Genomic DNA, 20,383 nt, shown 5'->3' with positions numbered 1-20,383 from the left:
GATCCGCCCCCATTTGCCGATCTCCGCCTTTGGCCATGATCCGCTCGTGATGAAGCTGTACCCGGCGCCAAGCGCGAGCCTGAGCGGCGTTGCAGTTCGCCTCGATGTGCCGCCGTCCGGACCTGCTCATTCCTAGGGGGGCGAGAAGGGCGGAACGCAACTCCTGGCGCCGCGGGACGTGCTGACGCGCACCGGTATGGTCAATCCGCGCCTGCCGCACAGCCAAGGCTCGACCTCGGCGTGCTCAAGGAGCTCTCGTCGAAGAAGATCATGCTGCGCGTACTCGACCTCGCTGATCCCGTCATCGAGAGCGTCGAGACCGTGGCTGATCGCATCCGCAACGGACTGAAATATGTGTCGGCTGATCGTCTCGTCGCAGCCCCCGATTGCGGCACGAAATACATGCCGCGCGCGGTCGCGTTTGGTTCGCAGGTGATGCGCAGCTTGCTTCGATGGGTGTCGCGAAGCGGGGAGCGCCCCCGCGTCTTCCCGCCAGATCAGAAATTCGTTGCCATTGCGGCGAGGTGCTGATGGGCTCTTTCCCGGGCAGCCTCGATCGGTTGTTGCGGTCCGGTGGTTGGCCCGATCGGCACGAAACGGACATTGCTGATACCGACAAATCGCAAGATTTCCCGCAGGTAGGGCGTCGCCATGTCGATGCGCCCGCGGTTCATTCCGGTGGCGAAATCGCTGCCACTGGCGAGGATCACCGTGGTCGGCCGGTCCTTCAGCAGCGGGACGTATCCCAGGGAGGGGTCGAACCGAAAAGTGAGCCCGGGCTGGACGATGACATCGAACCATTGCTTGAGCTTGTAGGGAATGCTGAAGTTCCACATCGGCGTCGAGATCAGCACGCGATCGGCCAGTGAAAAGCGCAGCGCCATCCGCTCGGCCTCGGCAAAGCTGTCGCGCTGCGCGTCGTTGAAGGCTTGCGCGTTCATCCGTGCGTATTTGGCCTCGACGATGGGGCCTGAAAATTCCGGCAGGTGCTCCCGCCAGAGATCCACGACGTCGATATCCCAGTCCGGACGGACCTGCCGAAACCCGTCAAGAAAGACGCGCGCGCCGGCGCTCGACTCGGAGTCGGCACGGGGCGAACAGGAGAGGTGCAAAAGCTTTGCCACCACTCATCCCAACGCTCTGATGACGGCATCCGCCCGGGTGACGATTGCGACGTTCTGCATGGCGAAGTTGATCGAGGCGGAGTGCCAGTCGGCATTCATGGTCGAGCAGCAGTCTTCCGGCACGATCATGAAATAGCCCTTGTCGGCGCCGGTGCGCGCGGTGTGCTCGACCGACATGTTGGTCCATGCGCCGGTGTTGATGATCATGTCGCGCCCGGTGGCTTTGAGGATGGTCTCCAGCCGGGTGCCCTCCCAGGCGCTCATCCGCATCTTCTCGACGACGAAATCGCCGGGCCGCGGCTCGAGGCCGGAGACCGGGGAGGCACCCCAGCTTCCGCGCACCATCGCCTTGCTATCGACGAGGCCCTCGAACAGCGGCGCATTCAGCGTCACGCCGGGCGCACCGGGCTCGACTACGAACCAGACATGGATGATGGCGACGCCGCGCGCGCGCGCTGTCTCAGCCAAGCGCCGTACGTTCTCGACCACATGCTGTTGCTTCGCATGACCTGGTGCGCCCGACTCGGCGAATGCGCCGCCATCCATGATGACGTCGTTCTGGAGATCCTGGATGATCATGGCGCAGCGGCTTGGATCGAGCCGCATCTCGCCGTCGGCGAGGATGGGCGCTGCAGCCGCGGGGCCGGCGCTTGTGCCGACGCTGCCATGTTTGCCGCTCATAAAGGGCTCGTGGCGCGGCCCAACCTTGGTCGGGATGGCATAGACCGAATGCGTCGACGTCAAATAGAGGGTGCGGAAATCCGGACCACCCCAGGCAAGGTTGGCGACCAGCTCAGGCACGCGGACTTTCCCGAGCAGCTCGCCGCGCGCTGAATAGACCCAGACGCCGCCGGGCGCGGTGACCCAGACATTGCCATGCTGGTCGCACTTCATGCCGTCGGGCAGGCCCGGCTCCAGCTCGGAGCGGATGCCGCTTGCAAACACGCGTGCGTTCGACAGTGTACCGTCGACATTTGCATCGAACACGCGGATCAGCGCCTGCACGGTGTCGTTGACATAGAGCAGCTTTTCGTCGGGCGAGAAGCACAGCCCGTTCGGTTGATCGAACAAGTTGCGATCGACCACGAGCTTCGGGTCTCCACCCGGCACGAGGCGATAGACTCCCTGGAAGCCGAGCTGGCGCGGGCGCTCTACACCATAGACCGGCATGCGGCCATACCAGGGATCGGAGAAATAGATGGCGCCGGAGGAGTGCACGCAGACGTCGTTGGGGCTGTTGAGCTCCTGTCCCTGGAAGTGCGAGGCCAGCACTTCGCGCCGCCCGTCCGGCCGCTCACGGATCAGCGACGAGGTCGCGTGCTCGCAGACGATCAGATTGAGCTCGGCGTCATAGGTCATGCCGTTGCATTTGTTCGACGGGCGCCTGACCTCCGCGATGCCGCGCCGCGCATCCCAGCGCCGCCGCACGTCGCCCGGCATGTCCGAGAACAGGAGATAATGATCGACCGGATGCCAGATCGGCCCTTCCGTGAAGTCAAAACCTGTTCCGACCTGCGCGACCGGCGCGTAGGGGTCGATCAGGGTCTCGAATTCGGAGCGCAAGGTGACGTGCGTCATCGGTCGATATCCTCAGGTCACGTCAGGCGGGGAACCAGTTGCGCGCCGGCAGCGACTGCACGATCGGGCCGGGGACCTGGTCGTGCAACCGTCCGACGACCATGCCGCCTTCGATCTTGGCCGGCCTGTCGTGCACCGGCAGCAGATAGCGCGAATTGCTCAGCAGCTTCTTGATCGAGGCCTTCTCGGCCCGCTTGCTGGTGCCGTGGTTGCCGGTCGTCCGCGGCTCCCAGTCGTGGATCTCGTTGAAGGGCGTGACGATCTGGTCGTTGAAGTCGTAGATCACGTCGCCGCAGATCGTTGCGATCCCATCGGCAGTCTCGACGATGATGTTCATCGATCCTTCGGTATGTGCATTGGCCGCATCGCAATAGACGCCGGGCATCAGCTCGATAGGACCCGTGATCTCGAGGTCGAGGAACCGCAGCGCACTCTTGGTGTGCAGTCGGTCGATGAGATGCTTGATGTCGGGCGCCGGATACTGCGGATGCATCAGGCCGGAGACGGAATATTCGAGTTCTTTCCGGTTGAGGACGACGGTCGTGTTCATCGGAAACAGATCGTCCTTGCCGGCGTGGTCGATGTGCAGATGGGTATGGCAGACGAAGCGGACGTCGCCCATGCGCACGCCGTGGCGGGCGAGCTGGTTCTCGATCATGTGCTCGTGGTATTGCAGGCCGCGCATCCCCAGCGTTTCCATGATCTGGTTGGAGCGGTAACCGGTATCGACCACGACCGGATATTTGCCGCCGAGGATCAGAAAACCGAGGGTGAGGACACGGCGGGTTCGGCCGCAGTCGCGGCCGAGAACCAGAAAGCTCGATTCCAGTTCGATATCGCCGTAGTCCAGGATCTTGATCTCCAGCGCCATTCGTCTCCCTCCCTGTTCTGTTCTTGTCTGTCAAAGCCGATAGACGCGGGTCGCCGTCGTCCTGAAAATTGCGTCCTGCTGCTCGGTCGTCAGCTTCGCCGCCGAGGCACGAAAGGCATCGACGAGCTCCCGATAGCTGGTCCACAATTTCTCAATCGGAAAGTTGGAGCCGAACAGGCAGCGCTCCGCGCCGTAAATCGCGACGGTATCGGTAAGGACGGCCGCGATGTGCGCGGGATCGTTGCGATGGATGAAGGTGCCGAGCCCGGAGAGTTTTGAGACCACGTTCGGACAGGCCGCGAGCCGGGCCATTCCGGCGCGCCAGGCGGCTCGGCCCGCGGGCGAGAGGTCCTCCAGCATACCGGCATGCTGGAGGATGAAGGTCACCCGGGGGCAGGATTCGGCGAGCTGCGCCGCATCCGGCATCTGCGGCGTGAAGACCTGGAGGTCAAAGCTCCAGCCGTAGTCCGCCAGGCGCGCGATGTTGCGGCGGACCGTGGGATCGACGCAGAGATCGGGCCTGGCCGCGAAGCGATAGAGCGGGTTCTCGTGCCAGTGCAGCTGCATGCGCACGCCGCGCACGAGCGGATAGCGCTTCAGGCGATCGAGTTGCGGTCGCACGTCGTCGACGGCGAAATCGGCGTAGGCGACGATGGCATGCGGCCAGCCGTGCGCATCGGCGGTCTGCTGCACCCAGGCGGTCTCATCCTCGAAGCGGTCGTTCGCCCAGTTGGTCTGGACATAGATCGAGCGGGTGACGCCGGTGCCCTTGAGATCGTCGAGATATTCCCGGATCGGGTAATCGCGACGGATCGGCTCGTAGGGTCCAAAAATGCGCGGCTGCATCGGACCGGTCAGCCAGGGCAGGTCGGCCTGTCGCCAGATGTGATGATGGCCGTCGACAATGTCGCTCACGCTGCTCTCCTCCGTCCCAACGTCAGAATGTGCGCGACAATCGACGCGCTTGAACCGCCATCCACGAGATCATCGACGAAGCGCTCGATGGCAACCAGCGCCTCAGTCTGCGGGCGGAAGTCCGGGCCCGTCGCGAGCGGCGTCAGCCAGCTCACGCGCCAGGCGCGCCGCGACAGCCTTGCGACCGCGTCGCGCAACGCATCGGGTTCGCCGCGCTCCAGCCCGTCCGACACGACGATGACGGCCGCGCCTCGCGCGTAGCCGCCGAACCGCGGCACCGCTAAGAAGGCTTGCAGCGCGTCGCCGATGCGGGTGCCGCCATCCCAGTCGCTGGCGAGGTGCGCCGCCGCGCTCAGCGCCTGCTCGCGACGCTTGAGCCGCAACGGGCGGGTGACGCGGGTCAGCCGCGTGCCGAAGGTGAAGACCTCGACATTGGGCGCGGCCTGTACCAGCGTATGCGCCAGCTTCATGTTCTCCTCGGTGCGCGTCTTCATCGAGCCGGAGACGTCGATCAGCAGCAGGAGTTTTCGCCGGCGCTGGCGCCGCTTCAGGTGCCCGAGCCGCAGGATCTCGCCGTCGCTCCGCACGCTGTCGCGTAGGGTCCGGCGAAGGTCGGCAAACGGCCCGCGGCGGGCGCGCATGCGCCGGTGGCCGCGCCGCTGCGGCAGGCGACGGGAGGCCTCGCGCGCCAGGCGCCGGAGCGCGTCGGTGGTGGAGAGCTGGGCGAAGCGACGCTCCACCAGCGCCTCGGTGCGCGTCGCAGTAAGGCCGGATTCGTTGGCGTCGTCGGAGCGCAGCGGCTCCTCGTCGCCGCGGCCTTCTTCCTGAAGCCGGACGGTCTCGTCGTCCTCGCCGTCATCGACATGTTCGATGGCTTCGCTGCCGCGGAAGTGCAGGTCGAACAGCCGGTCGAAGGTCGAGCGGCGCTCGGGTGGCGGGGCGAGTGTGGCCAGTGCCGATTGCCTGATGTCGTTGAGGTCGCGCGGCCCGAGCAGCTCGATCGCGGCGAGATAGGAGGTGGTCTGCTCGGGCGCGACGGCGAAGCCGTTGGCGCGCAGCAGCGCGACGAAGGAGACGAAGATGCGGGCAGCGCGCGGAAGCTCCGGCCCGGTGCTCATGCCGTCGCCTCCGCGAGCATGACGTCGAGCCGTGGCGAGATGAAGTGCAGGTCTTCCTCGTCTTTCAGCGCCACGCCGATCGAGCGTTTGAAGGCGTCGGGCCAGCGCGCACCGCCCTTGTGAAGGAGCGTCGCCGCTTCGGCCCAGTCGACGGCTTCCGCGATGCCCGGTGCCTTGCTGAGCGGCTCGCGGCGCAATTTGCCGACGGCCGCGACGACGGCCCGCGCGGTCGCCTCGGCGACGCTCGAGGCCCGCAGCATCACGATACGCGCCTCCCGCTCTTCGGTGGGATAGTCGATCCAGTGATAGACACAGCGGCGGCGCAGGGCCTCGTGCAGGTCGCGCGTCCGGTTCGACGTCAGCACGACGACAGGACGTTCGGCCGCGCGCACGGTGCCACGTTCCGGGATCGAGATCTGGAAATCCGAGAGAAATTCGAGCAGAAATGCCTCAAATTCCTGGTCGGCGCGGTCGATCTCATCGATCAGCAGCACGGTCGAGTCGGGCGCGCGGAGCGTCGCCAGCATCGGCCGCTCAATCAGAAACGTCTCGCCATAGATGTCGATGCTCTCGTCGCCGGCCTGGCGGATCGCGAGCATCTGGCGTGGATAGTTCCACTCGTAGAGCGCGGCCGAGGCGTCGATGCCCTCGTAGCATTGCAGGCGAATGAGGCGGCGGCCGAGGACGGCGGCGATGGCTTTCGCGGCCTCGGTCTTGCCGACACCGGGGGCGCCTTCGAGCAGGAGCGGTTTGCCGAGGGCAAGGCCGAGATAGGCCGCGGTCGCGAGCCCATCATCTGCGAGGTAATAGGCCGCCCGAAGCGCCTTCTCCAGCGCTTCGGGGTTGTCGATGCCGACGATGTTGCTGCGAACTGCCATGGCCAGTCTCAGCGTCGCGCCTGTGGCCGCGCGCCGCCCTGGGTCTTGATCGCGCGCAGCACCTTTTCCGGCGTAATCGGCAGATCGTCGATGCGCACGCCGACGGCGTTGAAAATCGCATTCGCGACCGCCGGCAGCACGGGATTGGCGCACATCTCGCCCGGTCCCTTGGCGCCGAACGGACCGTCCGGCGCAGGGCGCTCCAGCACGGCGATATCGTGCGGGCAAATGTCGCCCGGGCCGGGCATCAGATATTCGACGAAGTCGCGGGGGCCGTGAACGGGGTCGGGATAATGAGGCTCCGTCGTCTCGTAGAGCGCGTGGCTGATGCCCATCCAGGCGCCGCCGACGAGCTGCTGCTCGACCAGGCGCGGATTCAGCGCGCGGCCTAGCTCATAGGCGGAGTCCATGCGGACCATCGCGACTTCACCGGTCTCGTCGTCGACCTCGACCTCCGCCACGAGACAGGCATGGGCGTAGCAGGTCGCCGGCGACATCTCGCCGGTTTCGGGGTCGACGTTGGACAGAGGCACCAGGAATATGCCGCGGCCGGAGATGGTCTTGCCCTGCTTGAACTGGGCGGCGATGGCGACGTCCTTGGTCGAGATCGAGCGATGCGGCGCACCCTTGACGTGGATGTTGCCGCGTCCGTCGGTTTCGAGATCGGCGGCGTTGACCTCGAGCTCCTCGGCGGCCGCCTCCATCATCACGCCGCGTGCCTCGCGCGCCGCGGCCATCACCGCATTGCCGACGCGATGGGTGCCGCGCGAGGCGAAGGAGCCCATGCAATGCGGACCGGTGTCTGAGTCCGCGGTGTCGACATAGACGTCCTCGACGGGAACGCCCAGCGTCTCCGCGCAGATCTGCCGGGTCACCGACTTCATGCCCTGGCCGAGGTCGATCGACGACAGCGCCACCGTGAACTTGCCGCTCGGGTTGGAATGAACCAGCGCCTGGCTGGGATCGCCGCCGAGATTCATGCCGATGGGATAGTTGATCGACGCCATGCCGCGTCCGCGATGCCGGGTCATCTAGCGCCTCCTGGTGCCGAAAACGGAGGAGAAGCGGGTCGCACCATGCGAGGGTGCCGCGGGCCGCGGAGGAGGTGGCGGCGGCGCAGGGGGAGGCGGCTCGCGGGGTGGTTCGCGGGTGACTGTCGGTGGGAGCCGGTCATAGGTCGTGCGCTGTTGCGCCGGCACGGCGGGGCGTGCGCGCGCATCGCTCGGTGTCGATGGAATGACAGCCCGGCTGCCGCCGCCGTCCTTGCGCGAGGAGGCGCGTTTGAACTCGTCGCGGATCGGCCATTTTGCCTTTTCGGCGGCGACCTGGACGCATTCGATCAGCGCGGTGTTCTTGGCTTCGCGCCGATGCGCCTTCATGTCGCCGTCGCGATAGGCGTTGAGGATCCGGAACTCCATCGGGTCCATGCCGACGAGGTTTGCCAGCTTGTCCATCTGGCACTCGATCGCGAAATCCATCGCGGTGACGCCGAAACCGCGCATCGCCGTGGCGGGCGTCCTGTTGGTGAAGACGCAATAGACGTCGCCACAGACATTGGGGATCGTGTAGGGCCCGGGCAGATGCGCGGCGCATTTCACCGCGGCGTAGCTGGAAAGTCTCGTATAGGCGCCGCTGTCGAAATAGGCGCGGATCTTGCGCGCGACGATGCGGCCGTCGCGCATCACGCCGTCCTTGATGTAGATCCGCTCGGCGCCGCGGGGCGGGCCGTACTGCATCTCCTCCTCACGCCCGAACACATAGCGGACGGGACGCCCGGTCAGAATCGCCCCCAGGATCGCGAGCGGCTCGGTCAGCGTATCCACCTTGCCGCCGAAGCCCCCGCCGACCGTGCCGCCGATGAAGTGGAAGGTATTGGATGGCAGGTCCAAAATCTTGGCGCAGGTGTCGACCGAGAAGAACAGCGCCTGCGTCGACGTGTAGACGACGTAGCGGCCATTGGTGTCGGGCGCGGCGATCGCGCCATTGGTTTCGGTCGGCGCGTGCTCGATCGGCGACATCTGGTAACGCTGTTCGAGCACGTGGTCGGCTGTCGCGAGCGCGGCGTCGGCATCACCGAATCGCAGCTTCTGGTGATCATGGACGTCGTGATAGATGAAGGCGTTCTTCGGATAGGTCTCGTTGACCACGGGCGCCCCGGCCTTGAGCGCGTCCTCGACGTCGAGCACGACCGGAAGTGGCGCGTAGTCGATCCGCACCTTTGCGATGGCCTCGAACGCCTCGCGCTCGCTGTCCGCGACGATGGCGACGACGGGCTCGCCCTTGTAGCGGACCTTGTCCGCCGCCAGCGTGGGCTCATCGTCCTTGCCGAAGTTGATGAGGCTGAGAAGCGTGTTGAGATTGCGCGGCACGTCGGCGCCGCGGATGATCCGGCGCACGCCGGACAAGCGTTCGGCTTCCGTGGTGTCGATGTGGCGCAGCTGCGCGTGCGCCTGGGTCGAGCGGACCACCTTCAGATGCAGCATGCCCTGAAGCTTGTGGTCGTTGAAATAGCTCGACGTGCCCGTGACATGGCCGAGCATGTCCTGGCGCTGCGTGCCCTTGCCGATTTCCTTGAGATTGTCGTCGCGCTCGTCGGCGAAAATGTCCTTGCGCAGTTCCAGCATGACAAAATCCTTTAGGCGCTGGCCCGGCCGCCCGAAGCGGCGAGGATGGCGTCGATGATGGGTTCGTAGCCGGTGCAGCGGCAGATGTTGCCGGAGATTGCCTCGACGACCTCGGCGCGGCTAGGCTGAGGATTGCGATCGAGCAGCGCCTTTGCCGCCATCAGCATGCCCGGCGTGCAATAGCCGCATTGGGCGGCGAAATTGTCGGCGAAGGCGCGCTGGAGCGGATGCAGGTTCGGGCCTTGCTTCAGGCCGTCAAGCGTCTCCACCGATCGGCCGGCGACGGTCTCCGCCAGCGTCAGGCATGACAGGTGCAACTCGCCGTCGATCAGGACACTGCAGGTGCCGCAACCGCCCTGGCCGCAGCCGAATTTCGGCGTCATATCGCCGATCAGTTCGCGCAAGGCGACCAGCAGATTGGTGCCGCCATCGGCGAAGATCGCGACGTCGCGGCCGTTGTGACGAAATTGCAGGGCGGTCTTGGCCATGACAACTAGTCCTGACCCGAGAGGAGACGGCGCAAATGCACGCCGGCGATCTCGCGGCGATACCAGGCGCTGCCGAGCGCGTTGTCGGAGGGAGAGGTGCCCTCGGTGACGGCGGCCGCCGCGGCCGCGATGGTCGCGGCATCCAGCGAACGTCCCTCGAGCACACGCTCGGCGGCGCGTGCGCGAATCTGGGTCGGCGCCATCGAACCCAGCGCGATCCGTGCCCCGGCGATCCGTCCGCCGCTGATCGGCAGATGGGCTGCGAGCGTGATGACGGAGCCGCCCTTTGGCTTGATGCGGGCGACTTTGTGGTAGCGGAAGGCGTCCGCGCTCGCCGGCCGTGCAAAGGACACCGAGAGCACCAGCGTGCCGGCCTGCCGCTCGCGCGACTGCAAGAACTCTTCGATGGCGATGTCGCGCGTGCCAAAGCCGCCTTGCACGGCGATGGTGGCCTCGAGCGCAAGCAGCGCCACCGTGAAGTCGCCATAGGGACTTGGCGCGAACAGGTTGCCCCCGACCGTGCCCATGTTGCGCACCGCAGGTCCGCCGATCGAGCGGGCAGGGGCGTGCAGGAAGCCGAGGTCGCGCTCGGCGAGGATTCTTGCGAAGGTGATGCCTGCCCCGAGCATCACGCGCGGGCCCGACGCGTCGATCCGGGTCAAGGCCTTGTCGCTGGCGCGGATGACGGTCGAGACGGAGACGTCACCCTCATTCAGCGCCCGCATCACCAGCGTGCCGCCGCCGAGATAGCGTGCGCCGCGATCTGCCGACAGCGCGCCGACCGCTTCGCTGGTGCTGGCAAAAGTCTTCACTGTCACGGCCATTGCTACGCCGCCTCCTTCAGGTGCCGGCGGATCGCCTCGAAGCCGGCTTGGTAGATGTCTTCCGCGACCATGTGGACGATGCGATCGCGGTCCTCCGGCCTGGTGCTGAAGCGCGACTCCCAGTGCCAGAAGGTGCGGTCGCCGTCGGTCACCGGCAGCAGACGGACGTGCGCCACGTAGTTGAACAGCGGGACCGGCGTATCGAGCAGGCAATAGCTGAAGGTCTGCTCGAGATCGGATAGCGCCAGCAATTGCTCGCGCAGCTCCGATCCGTCCTGCAGCTTGAAGCGCCTGACACAGCCGATCTTGTCGGGCGAGTGCGCACGCTCGATCGTGGAACTTGCGACCGCCGGATGCCAGCGATCGTGTCCGTTGAAATCGCGCAGCACGTTCCACACCGCATCGGTGGGCGCATCCAGGATCGTGCTTTTCACGATATGCGGCACGCAGCTCACCCTCCGAACTGGCGCTTGAGGGCGTCGAAGCCGCCCTGGAACACGCCGCCGCCGATATTGCCGACGAGCTCCGCTTCCCGTTCGGGTGCGCAGTCGAACTCGGCGGTCCATTCCATGAAGGTCTGGTCGCCGTCGGTGACCGGCGTCAGCCGCAACGTCGCGACATAGTTCTCGACGCCCATGGGGGATTCCAGGATCGAATAGGTGCAGAACATGTCGTAGTCGGAAAGGCCGAGCAGCTTTTCGCGGATGCGGTCGCCGTTGCGCAGGCGAAAATCCCTGACACAGCCGATCTTGTCCGAGGGCTCGCCGCCCTCGATGCGGCTTTCCGCTATCGCGGGATGCCAGTTCGGCATGCCATTGAAGTCGCGCACCCGCGCCCAGACGCGATCGTTGCGCGCATTGACGACGGTTGAGACATAGACGCGGGCCATGATGCGACCTCAGCTCTTCTTCCGCGGGCTGCGCTCCGCGGGCGGCTCGCCCTCGGTGGAAGGCGAGGAGGCAGCAGTCGGCTTCTCGCCGCCTCCGCCTCCGCTTCCACCGCCGCCTTTGCGGGCGGACTCCTTGATGCCCTGCATGTCGCGCGCCTCGCGGATCAGACCTGGCATCTTGGCGAGACTGCCGCCTTCGACGCCAATGTCGGAGAGGATGGAGTCGATCAGCGGCGCCTGGACGCGGTAGCGCAGCGCCGAGTCGATCACCTCGTCGGTGGCGCTGCGGCCACCGTTGCCGCCGCCATGGCCGTTGCCGTTGAGGCCGTCGACCTGGAGGATGCGGATGCCCTCGATCTTCTCCATCGGCTTGACGCTCTCGCGCACGATGCCTTCGATGCGATCGAGCAGCTTTCGGCGAAACAGCGAGTAGCGGGCCTGGTCGGTCAGCACGTTCTCGGCCTCGTTGAGCAGCCGCTGCGCTTCGGCCTCGACGGCCGCGCGTACGCGCTCGGCTTCGGCGGCAATTCGGGTTTCCTCGGCCTGCTTCTCGGCCAGCACGATTTCCACGCTCTTGCGACGCTTGGCGATCTCGTTTTCGCGCGCAGTGATGACGCGCTCGGTAGCCTCCGTCGCATGCATCCGCGCCTCCTCGGCCGAGGCCCTGGCTGCGGACTCCTCCAGCGACTTCAGGTGGATCGCGATCGCCTTCTCCATCAGAACAGTCTCCACCTCCTTCTCGCGGTTGACTTCGAGCTTGCGCAGCTCGCGCTCGCGGCCGATGCGGGCTTCATCCAGGCCGCGATCCGACGAAATGCGGGCTCGCTCGACCTCTTCGCGCGCGGCAATCTCGGCTTCCTGCAGCGACTGGACGCGGGCAACTTCGAGCTGCTCGATCGAGCGACGACGTTCGATCCGTGCCGCCTCCAGGGCTTGCTCTCGCGAGACGTCGGTGGTCTCGACGTCCTTGCGCGCGACGATCTCGGCCTGCTTGACCTGACGGTCGGCGTCGATGCGTTCGGAGCGCTTGGTGGAGAGCGCGATGACGCGGTCCTCGTCCGCGATCTCGATCGCCTTCTTCTGCTCGATGTTGAGCACTTCGCGCTTCTTGGACGAATTGATCCGCTCGGACTCCAGCGCGAGATCGACGCCGATGCGCTGGCGCTCGATCACGTCGCGCCGCTTGAGGTCGGCCGCCTCGATTGCAGCGGTCCGCTCGATCTCCAGCGCCTTGGTCTCCCTGTCGGCCTGGATCCGCTCGGCCGCGATGGTCTTCTCCTGCGCAACCCGCGCGGCTTCGATCGCTTCGCGCGAGGCGATGTCGGCTTCCTCGACGGCGCGGTTGCGGGCGATCTCAAGTGAACGAACTCGTTCCTCCTGGGCGATGCGGGAGGCTTCGGTGACTTCGCGCGCGCTGATGCCAGCGACATCGAGGGCCTGGTTGCGCTCGATCTCGAGTTGCCGCGTGTTCTGCTCGGCCGCGATGCGCTCGGCGGCAAGCGTCCGCTCGCGGGCGATGCGCGCGGCCTCGACCGCGCGCTGCGCCTCGATCTCGGCCTCCTGGATCGTACGCACCTGCTGGATCTCCAGCGCGCGGGTGCGCTCGTCCGACGAGATGCGCTCGACATTGACGATCATGGTTTGCGCGATGCGGGCCTTTTCGGTCGCTTCGCGGGCGGCGATCTCGGCTTCGTCCACGGCGCGGGTCCGCTCGATCTCGCGGCGCCGTGTCTCTTCCTCGTTGGCAATACGGGCGTCGGTCACCACCCGATCCTGCTGGATGCGCGCCTTCTCGATCGCCTCGCGGGCGGCGATCTCGGCTTCCTCGACGGTACGCATCCGCTCGATTTCGCGCTGGCGCACCTCGCGCTCAGAGGCGATGCGGCTGGTGTCGATCGAACGCTGGTTGGCGATCCGGGTCTTCTCGATCTCCTCGCGTGCGAGCAATTCCTTCTCTTCGATGGTGCGGGTGCGTTCGATCTCGCGCTGGCGTGTCTCGCGCTCGGACGCGATGCGCGCTTCCGCGATCGCCTGGTCGTTGGCGATGCGCGCCTTCTCGATGGTCTCGCGCGCGGAAATCTGCGCCTGCTCGGCCTCGGTCTCGCGCAGGGCCCGCTCACGCGCGACCTCAGTGCGTTGCAGGGCGCGACGCATCTCGATGTCGCGTTCCTGTTCGAGGCGAGCCGTCTCGCTTTCGCGCTCGATCTCAAGGGCCTGGCGCTCGGCCTCCAGATTGCGGGAGCGGATCTTGATCATCGAATCCTGCTCGATGTCGTTGCGCAGCTTGCGCTTGGCCTCGATGTCCTCCATCAGGCGGGTCAGACCTTCGGCGTCGAAGCGGTTCGAGGGGTTGAAGAATTCGAGGTCGGTCTGGTCGAGATCGGTGATCGCGACGGATTCCAGCTCGAGTCCGTTCTGGGCGAGGGCCTCCGCCGCGTTGGCCTTGACGCGGGCGACATACTCGCCGCGCTGCTCGTGCATCTGCTCCAGAGTCATTTCGGAGGCGATTGAACGGATCGCGGAGATGAATTTGCCGGCGAGGAGGGCGTGGAGCTGCTCGGGCTCCATGGTGCGGCGGCCGAGCGTGGCGGCGGCGATGGACACGGCTTCGCGCGTCGCCTGAACGCGGACATAGAAGTCGGCCTCGATGTCGACGCGCATGCGGTCTCGAGTGATCACGGCGTCCTGCCGGGAGCGCACGATGCCCATTGGCAGTACGTTCATGTTGACGGGTGTGTAGTCGTGGATGAAGGGCAGCACGAAGGCGCCACCGTTGATCACCACGCGCTCGCCGAGGAAGCCGGTGCGGACGAACGAGGTCTCCTTGGACGAGCGGTGGTAGAGCCAGTTCACGATGTAGACGCCGACCACGATCACCACGATCGCGACGATCAGCCAGAGGATCAATTCACCGACCAGAATCCCTGACATGCTTCCCTCCCTCGACCTTCCGGCGTTATCGCGCGCCGATCGCCTTGAATTTGCGTACCTGATCCGTCAGCGCTCGCTCGACCGGCAGCCGCTCCATCGAGGAGGCACCGTAAAAGCCGTGGCAGTAGCGCGTGTTCTTCATGATGAAATCGGCATCGTCCGGATCGGCGATCGGGCCGCCATGGGCGAGCACCAGAATGTCCGGATTGACGCTGAGCGCGGCGGAGGCCCAGGTGTCGATGCGTGCCGGGCAATCCATGAGCCTCGGTGCGGTCTGTGCGCCGATCGTGCCGCCGGTGGTCAGGCCCAGGTGACAGACGATGATATCCGCGCCCGCGATCGCCATCGCAGCGGCTTCCTTCTCGCTGAAGACGTAGGGCGTCGTCAGCAGGTCCTTGTCGCGCGCCTTTGCGATCATGTCGATCTCCAGCGCATAGGACATGCCGGTCTCTTCGAGATTGGCGCGGAATACACCGTCGATCAGGCCGACCGTCGGAAAGTTCTGCACGCCGGCGAAACCGAGTGCCTTCAACTGATCCAGGAAAACATCCATGTCACGGAAAGGATCGGTACCGTTGACGCCGGCCAGCACCGGCGTGCTGGTCACGACGGGTAGGACCTCGCCGGCCATCTCCAGCACGATCGCGTTCGCGTCACCGTAAGCCATCAGCCCGGCGAGCGAGCCGCGGCCGGCCATGCGGTAGCGACCGGAATTGTAGATGACGATGAGGTCGACGCCGCCGGCTTCCTCGCACTTGGCCGACAAGCCAGTGCCGGCGCCGCCGCCGACGATGGGCTCGCCGCGCCTTGCCATCTCGCGGAAGCGTTTCAACAGTGCTGCGCGTTCAAACCGGGCCATCGGTCACCTCGCTAGTCTCCGGCGCGCCCCGGAGCGGCCGAACAAGGTTCGGAACGCGCCGACAATGGTGGAGGCGAACTCGGGATCGTTGATGTTCTTGGGGACGCGGATGAGCTGACGATTGGTGGTCTGCCGAACCGTGCGCTCCAGTGCCCGGAACAGGGCAGAATCGGCCTCCGGATCCCAGAACGGCTGCCCTCGCGCGTCGAGCGCGGACACCCCGCCCTCGGGCAGGAAGAAGCGCACCGGCCCATCCATCTGGTTAAGCCGATCGGCGATCCAGCGGCCCATGCGCTCGTTCTCCTCGGCGGTAGTCCGCATCAGAGTGACCTGCGGGTTGTGGACGTGGAATTTCCGGCCGCGGTAGCGCTCCGGAATGGTCTCGGCGGCGCCGAAATTGACCATGTCGAGCGCGCCGACCGAAGCGACATAGGGTAGGCGGCTGCGGATGATGGCGCCGAAGCGGTCGTCGGTCGCCGGAAACACGCCGCCCATCAGGAGATCGCAGACCTCCGTCGTGGTGAGGTCGATGACTCCGGCGAGCTGTCCGGAATCGACGAGCGTCTCCATTGAGCGGCCGCCAACGCCGGTGGCGTGGAAGACGAGGCACTCGAAATCCTCGCGCAGGTCGGCCGCGATCTTCTGCACTGCCGGCGTGGTGACGCCGAACATGGTGATGCCGACCGACGGCAATCCGCCGTCGCTGCGGTCGTTCCGCGCGTGCTGATCGAGACGCGCCCTGACCATGCCGGCCAGCGCATTGGCGCCATTGGCGAGCACGGCACGTGAGATCGAGTTGAGGCCCTGCACGTCAGTGACCGAATGCATCATGGTAATGTCGGCGGGGCCGACATAGGGCCCGACGTCGCCGGAGGCGACGGAGGAGATGATCAGTTTGGGCACCCCGACCGGAAGGGTCCGCATCCCAGGCGCGACCAGCGATGCAGCGCCCGAGCCGCCCGCCGAAATCACGCCGGCAATATTGCTCTGGCGTCGCAGCCAGCTGGCGAAGGCCTCGGCCATCGCGGTGACGGCGGCGCCGCGGTCGGGTCCGAACACCGCCGATCCGCCGCGCCCATGGTTCAGGGCGATCTCCTGGGCGGAGACGTCGCAGGTGGAATGCCTGCCGCTGGTGGAGACGTCCACTAACCGTGTGCGCAGACCGCTGCCAGCAATGATGTCGCGGATGAAGCGAAGCTCCGTGGCCTTGGTGTCGAGCGTGCCGACGACGAGGACGACCGGCGGTCCCTGCGTTTGCGCCGCAGCCGGCTCGCGCCTGCGCCGGGAGGTCTCGTCGAGACGCATCACCTGTGTCGAGAGCGTCCGCGCCGCGGCCTCGATGCGGGCGATCGGCACCGGCTGCGACCAGCGAGTGGGCGGTATCGGGTTGGAGATGTAGATTCGGATCGGGCCGCTGGGACGGGCCGGCTGCGGGGCGGGTCTCGCCGCGTTCCCGGTCGCTGGCGCCTCGATGTCGGGTTCGAGCTCGGCGTGCAGCCCGACACCGAGCAGGCGCTGCTGCAATGCGCGGTCGGCGGCAAGCCGCGCAGAATCGATGATGCGGTTGATGCGGCCGTTGACCATGATCGCGACGTTGCGCGAGACGGCCGTCGCCACGCCGATATTCTGCTCGATCACGAGTACGGACATGTCGCCGTCCTCGCCAAGCCGCAGCAGCATCTCCTCGACCTGGGCGACGATGACCGGCGCGAGCCCCTCGGTGGGCTCGTCCATGATCAGGAGCTGCGGATTGGTGAGCAGCGCGCGGGAGATGGCGAGCATCTGCTGCTCGCCGCCGGAGAGCTGGCCGCCGCCATGGTCCTTGCGCTCGGCCAGCCGCGGAAACGTCTCGTAGATGCGCTCGACCGTCCAGGCGCCGCGACGCAAGCCGGCGGCAAGCTGCAGGTGCTCGTCGACGCTGAGCGAGCGCCACAACCGCCGGCCCTGCGGCACGTAGCCGACGCCAAGCCGGGCTATGTGGGCGGGCGGCCGCCGGGTGACGTCGTCACCGTGGACACGGATCGAACCGCCGCTGACCGGCACCAGTCCCATGACCGCCTTGCACAGCGTAGTCTTGCCCATGCCGTTGCGGCCGACCACCGAGAACACGCCCCTATCGAGTGTCAGGTCGACTCCTTGCAGCGCATGCGAATGCCCGTAGTAGACATCGAGCCCGCGGACCTCGAGCGCGGCGGCGGTGCGGCGGGCCTCATTCATGGCTGCCTCCGAGGTAAAGTTCCTGCACCTCAGGATCGGATTGGATTTCCTGCGGCAGGCCTTCCTTGAAGATGCGGCCGTTGTGCATCATCGTGACGCTTTCGACGACGCGCAAGGCGACATCCATGTCGTGCTCGATGATGATGTAGCCGATATGCGCCGGCAGCGAAGTCAATATCTCGATCAGCTCGGTGCGCTCGGTCGGCGACAGGCCCGCCGCTGGCTCGTCGAACAGCACGAAGCGAGGCGCGCCGGCAAGCGCCAGCGCGATCTCGAGCTGGCGTTGCTGGCCATGCGCGAGCTCGGCAACGTGCTGATCCTTCACGCTCGTGAGATGGACGGCCTGCACGAGATTGTCGGCTGCGTGCATCAGCGCATCGTTCTGACCGGGGCGGAGAAACGAGAAGCGCCCCCGCGAGACGCCGCGGCAAGCGAGATAGACATTGTCCTGCACCGTGAGGCCGGGGAACAGCGCGGAGATCTGGTAAGTCCGGCGCAGGCCACGGCGGATCCGCTCATAGGGCGGGAAGTGCGTGACGTCCTCGCCGAAGAAGCGGATGGTGCCGGAGGAGGGTGGGAAATCACCGGTGATGCAGTTGAACAGGGTGGTCTTTCCGGCGCCGTTGGAGCCGAGCACGGCGCGCCGTTCGCCGGGGCGAACGGTAATGGTGACGTCGGTGAGCGCCGCGAGCGCGCCAAACAGCCGGGTCACCCCACGGAGCTCCAGCGCCGCGCCGGCGCCGACGGCAGAGAGGCGTTGCGCGACGCTATCCATGACCGGATCCTTGGCCAGATGCTTGGCCAGATCCTTGGCCAGATCCTCGGCCGTGACGTCCGCTTGAACGGGCCGCGCCGGATCGTTGGCGTCTCCACCAGCTCTGCCAAAGCCCGATGACGCCGTCCGAGGACCAGAACACGATCGCGAGGAAGCCGAGGCCGATCAGCAGCCGGAAGCGGTTGCCGTCGAGCCCGAGCTTGACCAGGAAGTCGATTGCGAAGGTGCGGAGCAGCACGAAAATCAGCGCGCCGATAAAGGGGCCGATCGGCCGCGTGATGCCGCCGACGACAGCGATGATGAGGATGTCAATGCAGGCACCGACGCTGACCGAGCCTGGCGAGATCTGCCGGTAATTCCAGACCTGAAGCACGCCGGCCAGCGCCGCGACAAAGGACGCGAAGGCGTAGGCGGCAACGCGATGCGCATTGACGTTGAAGCCGAGCGCCGCCATGCGGCGGGGATTGTCGCGGACACCCTGCAGTGCCAAGCCGAACGGTGCGCGAGAGACGTATTCGACGGCGAAGTAGCACAGCGCAGCGACCGCGAGCACGATATAGTAGAAGGGAATGTCGGCGCGCCAGTTGACGCCCCAGAAATGCGGCGTTGCAACAGTGTTGATGCCGGTATGGCCGTTGAAGATCGCCCAGTTTTGGTTGGTGAAGTAATAGAATGCCGCGCCGATCGCGAGCGTGATCATGATGGTGTAGATGCCCTCGGTGCGCACCGCTAGCGCGCCGCCGAGCGTGCCGAAGATGGTCGCGAGCGCGAGCGCCATCGGGACTGCAAGCCACCACGGCCAGCCCAGGCTGATATTGGCGTTGCCGCTGACGCCGAACACCGCGACCATGTAGGCGGAGAAACCCGCGATGGTGAGCTGCATCAGACTGACCATGCCGCCATAGCCGGCGAGGAACATCAGGCTCAGCGCCATCGTGCCGAGGATCAGCGTGGTCGCAAAGATCTCGATCAGGAAGAAGCCGTTGGCGATCAGCGGCATGATCAGGAGAATGGCCGCGACGATCCAGGCTGCAGGATTGTTGATCTCCGGCCAACCCCGCGCGGATCGCTGCGCCACCCCGGCGGGGTGAACGGCAACGCGAGCATCGTGGGCGAGCGACATCTCAGCGCCTCGCCACCAGGCCTTGCGGCCGGATTGCCAGGACCAGCACCATGATCAGGAAGGTCACGACGATGGCATAGGTGGGGATGTAGACCGAGCCGAGCTGTTCTGCGAGGCCGATAATCAGTGCGCCCAGGGCAGCCCCCGGAATCGAGCCCATGCCGCCGACGATGACAACCACGAGCGAGGCGAGCAGGAAGCGGATGTCTTCGCCGGGGGACAGTGACTGGAAGGTACCGCCGACGACGCCGGCGATGCCGGCAAGCCCGGCGCCCAGCGCAAAGACCCCCACGAAGACGAGCTGGATCCGCACCCCGGTCGCAGCCAGGATGTCGCGATCGTCGACGCCGGCGCGGATGATCATGCCGATGCGCGTGCGGTTGAGCGCCAGCCACATCGCCACGCCGATCACGACGGAGGCGACGAAGATCACCAGCCGGACCAGCGGATAGCGCAGATAAACCGGCTCGCCCGAGGACTTGACCGCAGTGATCAGAGGCAGCTCCACGGGGCCGATCAGCCAGTTCGGCGTCTGGATCTGGTAGAAGTCGCCGCCGCAAGCCCACAGCATGAGGTCGGCGAAAACGATCGAGAGCCCGATCGTCACCATGGTCTGCCGCAAGTCCTGGCCCTCCATGCGGCGGAAGACGATGAGCTGAAGCAGGACGCCGACCAACGCCGTCAGAATGAAGGCGATGATGAAGCTGAGGAGCCACGAGCCGGTCGAGGCGCTGATGGCGTAGCCGACATAGCCTCCGAACAAATAGAGCGAGCCGTGCGCGAGATTGACGTTGCGCATCAGGCCGAAAATCAGGGTGAAACCGCTGGCGACCAGGAAGTAGAGACCGCCGAGCGTGATGCCGTTGAACACGGCGTTGAGGAAGACGCGCTTGCGCCCGATCGCGTCTTCAAGGCCAGGCGGCCACACAGCGAAGATCAGCCACAGTGCCACCGCGATCGCGATGATGATGATCAGTGCCCAGGCTGGATGGCGTTCGACAAAGCGGGTCATGATCGCCGCTCCGTCTCCACTTTACCCCAGCCCTCTTCCCGCAAGCGGGGCGAGGGGGCACGCTGACCGTTACCGGCCGCAAGCCCTGCCATGAACGTGCGCTCCCTATCGACCGCGATCCTCTTATCGGGACCGCGTCCCGCACATCCTAATCGGG

Annotated in this window: 18 protein-coding genes and 1 pseudogene; 1 reads left to right on the top strand and 18 read right to left on the bottom strand. The window is 66.1% G+C overall.

Features of this window, described 5'->3' with window-relative positions; translation table 11 throughout:
- Positions 1-213: 213 nt before the first annotated feature.
- Positions 214-531, top strand: a pseudogene (locus JQ627_RS02710) (hypothetical protein); the annotation flags it as partial.
- Here the strand turns inward: JQ627_RS02710 and JQ627_RS02705 are convergent.
- From JQ627_RS02705 to JQ627_RS02620, 18 genes are read right to left on the bottom strand one after another with little or no spacing between them, the layout of a single operon-like run.
- The gene (locus tag JQ627_RS02705; RefSeq protein ID WP_212482597.1) at positions 498-1,124 is read right to left on the bottom strand and encodes an FMN-dependent NADH-azoreductase; all 627 of its coding nucleotides are present in this window, start codon (positions 1,122-1,124) and stop codon (positions 498-500) included. The pseudogene JQ627_RS02710 and the gene JQ627_RS02705 sit on opposite strands and share 34 nt — an antisense overlap.
- A gap of 3 nt (positions 1,125-1,127) precedes the next feature.
- A complete protein-coding gene (locus tag JQ627_RS02700) occupies positions 1,128-2,702 on the bottom strand; it encodes an isochorismatase family protein (RefSeq protein ID WP_212482596.1) in 1,575 nt (524 codons plus the stop codon).
- 22 nt (positions 2,703-2,724) lie between these two features.
- Positions 2,725-3,573 (bottom strand): MBL fold metallo-hydrolase, encoded by an 849-nt coding sequence (locus tag JQ627_RS02695; protein WP_212482595.1) that lies wholly within the window; start codon positions 3,571-3,573, stop codon positions 2,725-2,727.
- Between the two features lie 30 nt (positions 3,574-3,603).
- Entirely contained in the window at positions 3,604-4,488 is an 885-nt protein-coding gene (locus JQ627_RS02690) for an amidohydrolase (RefSeq protein ID WP_212482594.1), read from the bottom strand.
- Positions 4,485-5,606 (bottom strand): VWA domain-containing protein, encoded by a 1,122-nt coding sequence (locus tag JQ627_RS02685; RefSeq protein WP_212482593.1) that lies wholly within the window; start codon positions 5,604-5,606, stop codon positions 4,485-4,487. Before JQ627_RS02685 ends, JQ627_RS02690 begins: the two co-directional genes overlap by 4 nt.
- On the bottom strand, positions 5,603-6,484 hold the full coding sequence (locus JQ627_RS02680) for a MoxR family ATPase (RefSeq protein WP_212482592.1): 882 nt from the start codon (positions 6,482-6,484) through the stop codon (positions 5,603-5,605). The genes JQ627_RS02685 and JQ627_RS02680 overlap by 4 nt, the downstream gene beginning before the upstream one ends.
- Before the next feature lie 8 nt (positions 6,485-6,492).
- Entirely contained in the window at positions 6,493-7,515 is a 1,023-nt protein-coding gene (locus tag JQ627_RS02675; protein ID WP_014496431.1) for a xanthine dehydrogenase family protein molybdopterin-binding subunit, read from the bottom strand.
- Positions 7,516-9,108, bottom strand: a complete 1,593-nt coding sequence (locus tag JQ627_RS02670) for a xanthine dehydrogenase family protein molybdopterin-binding subunit (protein ID WP_212482591.1) — start codon at positions 9,106-9,108, stop codon at positions 7,516-7,518.
- 11 nt (positions 9,109-9,119) lie between these two features.
- A complete protein-coding gene (locus tag JQ627_RS02665; RefSeq protein ID WP_212482590.1) occupies positions 9,120-9,596 on the bottom strand; it encodes a (2Fe-2S)-binding protein in 477 nt (158 codons plus the stop codon).
- A gap of 5 nt (positions 9,597-9,601) precedes the next feature.
- A complete protein-coding gene (locus tag JQ627_RS02660; protein ID WP_212482589.1) occupies positions 9,602-10,420 on the bottom strand; it encodes a xanthine dehydrogenase family protein subunit M in 819 nt (272 codons plus the stop codon).
- A 2-nt stretch (positions 10,421-10,422) separates the two neighbouring features.
- Positions 10,423-10,866 (bottom strand): SRPBCC family protein, encoded by a 444-nt coding sequence (locus tag JQ627_RS02655; protein ID WP_212482588.1) that lies wholly within the window; start codon positions 10,864-10,866, stop codon positions 10,423-10,425.
- Between the two features lie 5 nt (positions 10,867-10,871).
- Entirely contained in the window at positions 10,872-11,309 is a 438-nt protein-coding gene (locus tag JQ627_RS02650) for an SRPBCC family protein (RefSeq protein WP_014496426.1), read from the bottom strand.
- Positions 11,310-11,318: 9 nt separating this feature from the next.
- A complete protein-coding gene (locus tag JQ627_RS02645) occupies positions 11,319-14,240 on the bottom strand; it encodes a flotillin family protein (protein WP_212482587.1) in 2,922 nt (973 codons plus the stop codon).
- A 25-nt stretch (positions 14,241-14,265) separates the two neighbouring features.
- A complete protein-coding gene (locus tag JQ627_RS02640) occupies positions 14,266-15,099 on the bottom strand; it encodes a phosphoenolpyruvate hydrolase family protein (protein WP_212482586.1) in 834 nt (277 codons plus the stop codon).
- A gap of 3 nt (positions 15,100-15,102) precedes the next feature.
- Positions 15,103-17,316, bottom strand: coding sequence for an ABC transporter permease (locus JQ627_RS02635; protein WP_212482585.1), 2,214 nt, complete (start codon positions 17,314-17,316; stop codon positions 15,103-15,105).
- Positions 17,309-18,091, bottom strand: coding sequence for an ABC transporter ATP-binding protein (locus tag JQ627_RS02630; RefSeq protein ID WP_212482584.1), 783 nt, complete (start codon positions 18,089-18,091; stop codon positions 17,309-17,311). Before JQ627_RS02630 ends, JQ627_RS02635 begins: the two co-directional genes overlap by 8 nt.
- Positions 18,084-19,214, bottom strand: a complete 1,131-nt coding sequence (locus tag JQ627_RS02625; RefSeq protein ID WP_212482583.1) for a branched-chain amino acid ABC transporter permease — start codon at positions 19,212-19,214, stop codon at positions 18,084-18,086. The genes JQ627_RS02630 and JQ627_RS02625 overlap by 8 nt, the downstream gene beginning before the upstream one ends.
- 1 nt (position 19,215) lies before the next feature.
- A complete protein-coding gene (locus JQ627_RS02620) occupies positions 19,216-20,226 on the bottom strand; it encodes a branched-chain amino acid ABC transporter permease (RefSeq protein WP_212482582.1) in 1,011 nt (336 codons plus the stop codon).
- Positions 20,227-20,383 lie beyond the last annotated feature (157 nt).

Source organism: Bradyrhizobium liaoningense (assembly GCF_018130785.1).
GTDB lineage: Bacteria > Pseudomonadota > Alphaproteobacteria > Rhizobiales > Xanthobacteraceae > Bradyrhizobium > Bradyrhizobium liaoningense_A.
This window is presented reverse-complemented; position numbering and strand designations above follow the sequence as displayed.

Excerpts from the sequence above, each read along its gene's own strand:
- JQ627_RS02700 (WP_212482596.1), bottom strand. The coding sequence starts at position 2,702 with ATGACGCACGTCACCTTGCGCTCCGAATTCGAGACCCTGATCGACCCC.
- JQ627_RS02695 (WP_212482595.1), bottom strand. The coding sequence starts at position 3,573 with ATGGCGCTGGAGATCAAGATCCTGGACTACGGCGATATCGAACTGGAA.
- JQ627_RS02685 (WP_212482593.1), bottom strand. The coding sequence starts at position 5,606 with ATGAGCACCGGGCCGGAGCTTCCGCGCGCTGCCCGCATCTTCGTCTCC.
- JQ627_RS02680 (WP_212482592.1), bottom strand. The coding sequence starts at position 6,484 with ATGGCAGTTCGCAGCAACATCGTCGGCATCGACAACCCCGAAGCGCTG.
- JQ627_RS02675 (WP_014496431.1), bottom strand. The coding sequence starts at position 7,515 with ATGACCCGGCATCGCGGACGCGGCATGGCGTCGATCAACTATCCCATC.
- JQ627_RS02670 (WP_212482591.1), bottom strand. The coding sequence starts at position 9,108 with ATGCTGGAACTGCGCAAGGACATTTTCGCCGACGAGCGCGACGACAAT.
- JQ627_RS02665 (WP_212482590.1), bottom strand. The coding sequence starts at position 9,596 with ATGGCCAAGACCGCCCTGCAATTTCGTCACAACGGCCGCGACGTCGCG.
- JQ627_RS02660 (WP_212482589.1), bottom strand. The coding sequence starts at position 10,420 with ATGGCCGTGACAGTGAAGACTTTTGCCAGCACCAGCGAAGCGGTCGGC.
- JQ627_RS02650 (WP_014496426.1), bottom strand. The coding sequence starts at position 11,309 with ATGGCCCGCGTCTATGTCTCAACCGTCGTCAATGCGCGCAACGATCGC.
- JQ627_RS02645 (WP_212482587.1), bottom strand. The coding sequence starts at position 14,240 with ATGTCAGGGATTCTGGTCGGTGAATTGATCCTCTGGCTGATCGTCGCG.
- JQ627_RS02640 (WP_212482586.1), bottom strand. The coding sequence starts at position 15,099 with ATGGCCCGGTTTGAACGCGCAGCACTGTTGAAACGCTTCCGCGAGATG.
- JQ627_RS02635 (WP_212482585.1), bottom strand. The coding sequence starts at position 17,316 with ATGAATGAGGCCCGCCGCACCGCCGCCGCGCTCGAGGTCCGCGGGCTC.
- JQ627_RS02630 (WP_212482584.1), bottom strand. The coding sequence starts at position 18,091 with ATGGATAGCGTCGCGCAACGCCTCTCTGCCGTCGGCGCCGGCGCGGCG.
- JQ627_RS02625 (WP_212482583.1), bottom strand. The coding sequence starts at position 19,214 with ATGTCGCTCGCCCACGATGCTCGCGTTGCCGTTCACCCCGCCGGGGTG.
- JQ627_RS02620 (WP_212482582.1), bottom strand. The coding sequence starts at position 20,226 with ATGACCCGCTTTGTCGAACGCCATCCAGCCTGGGCACTGATCATCATC.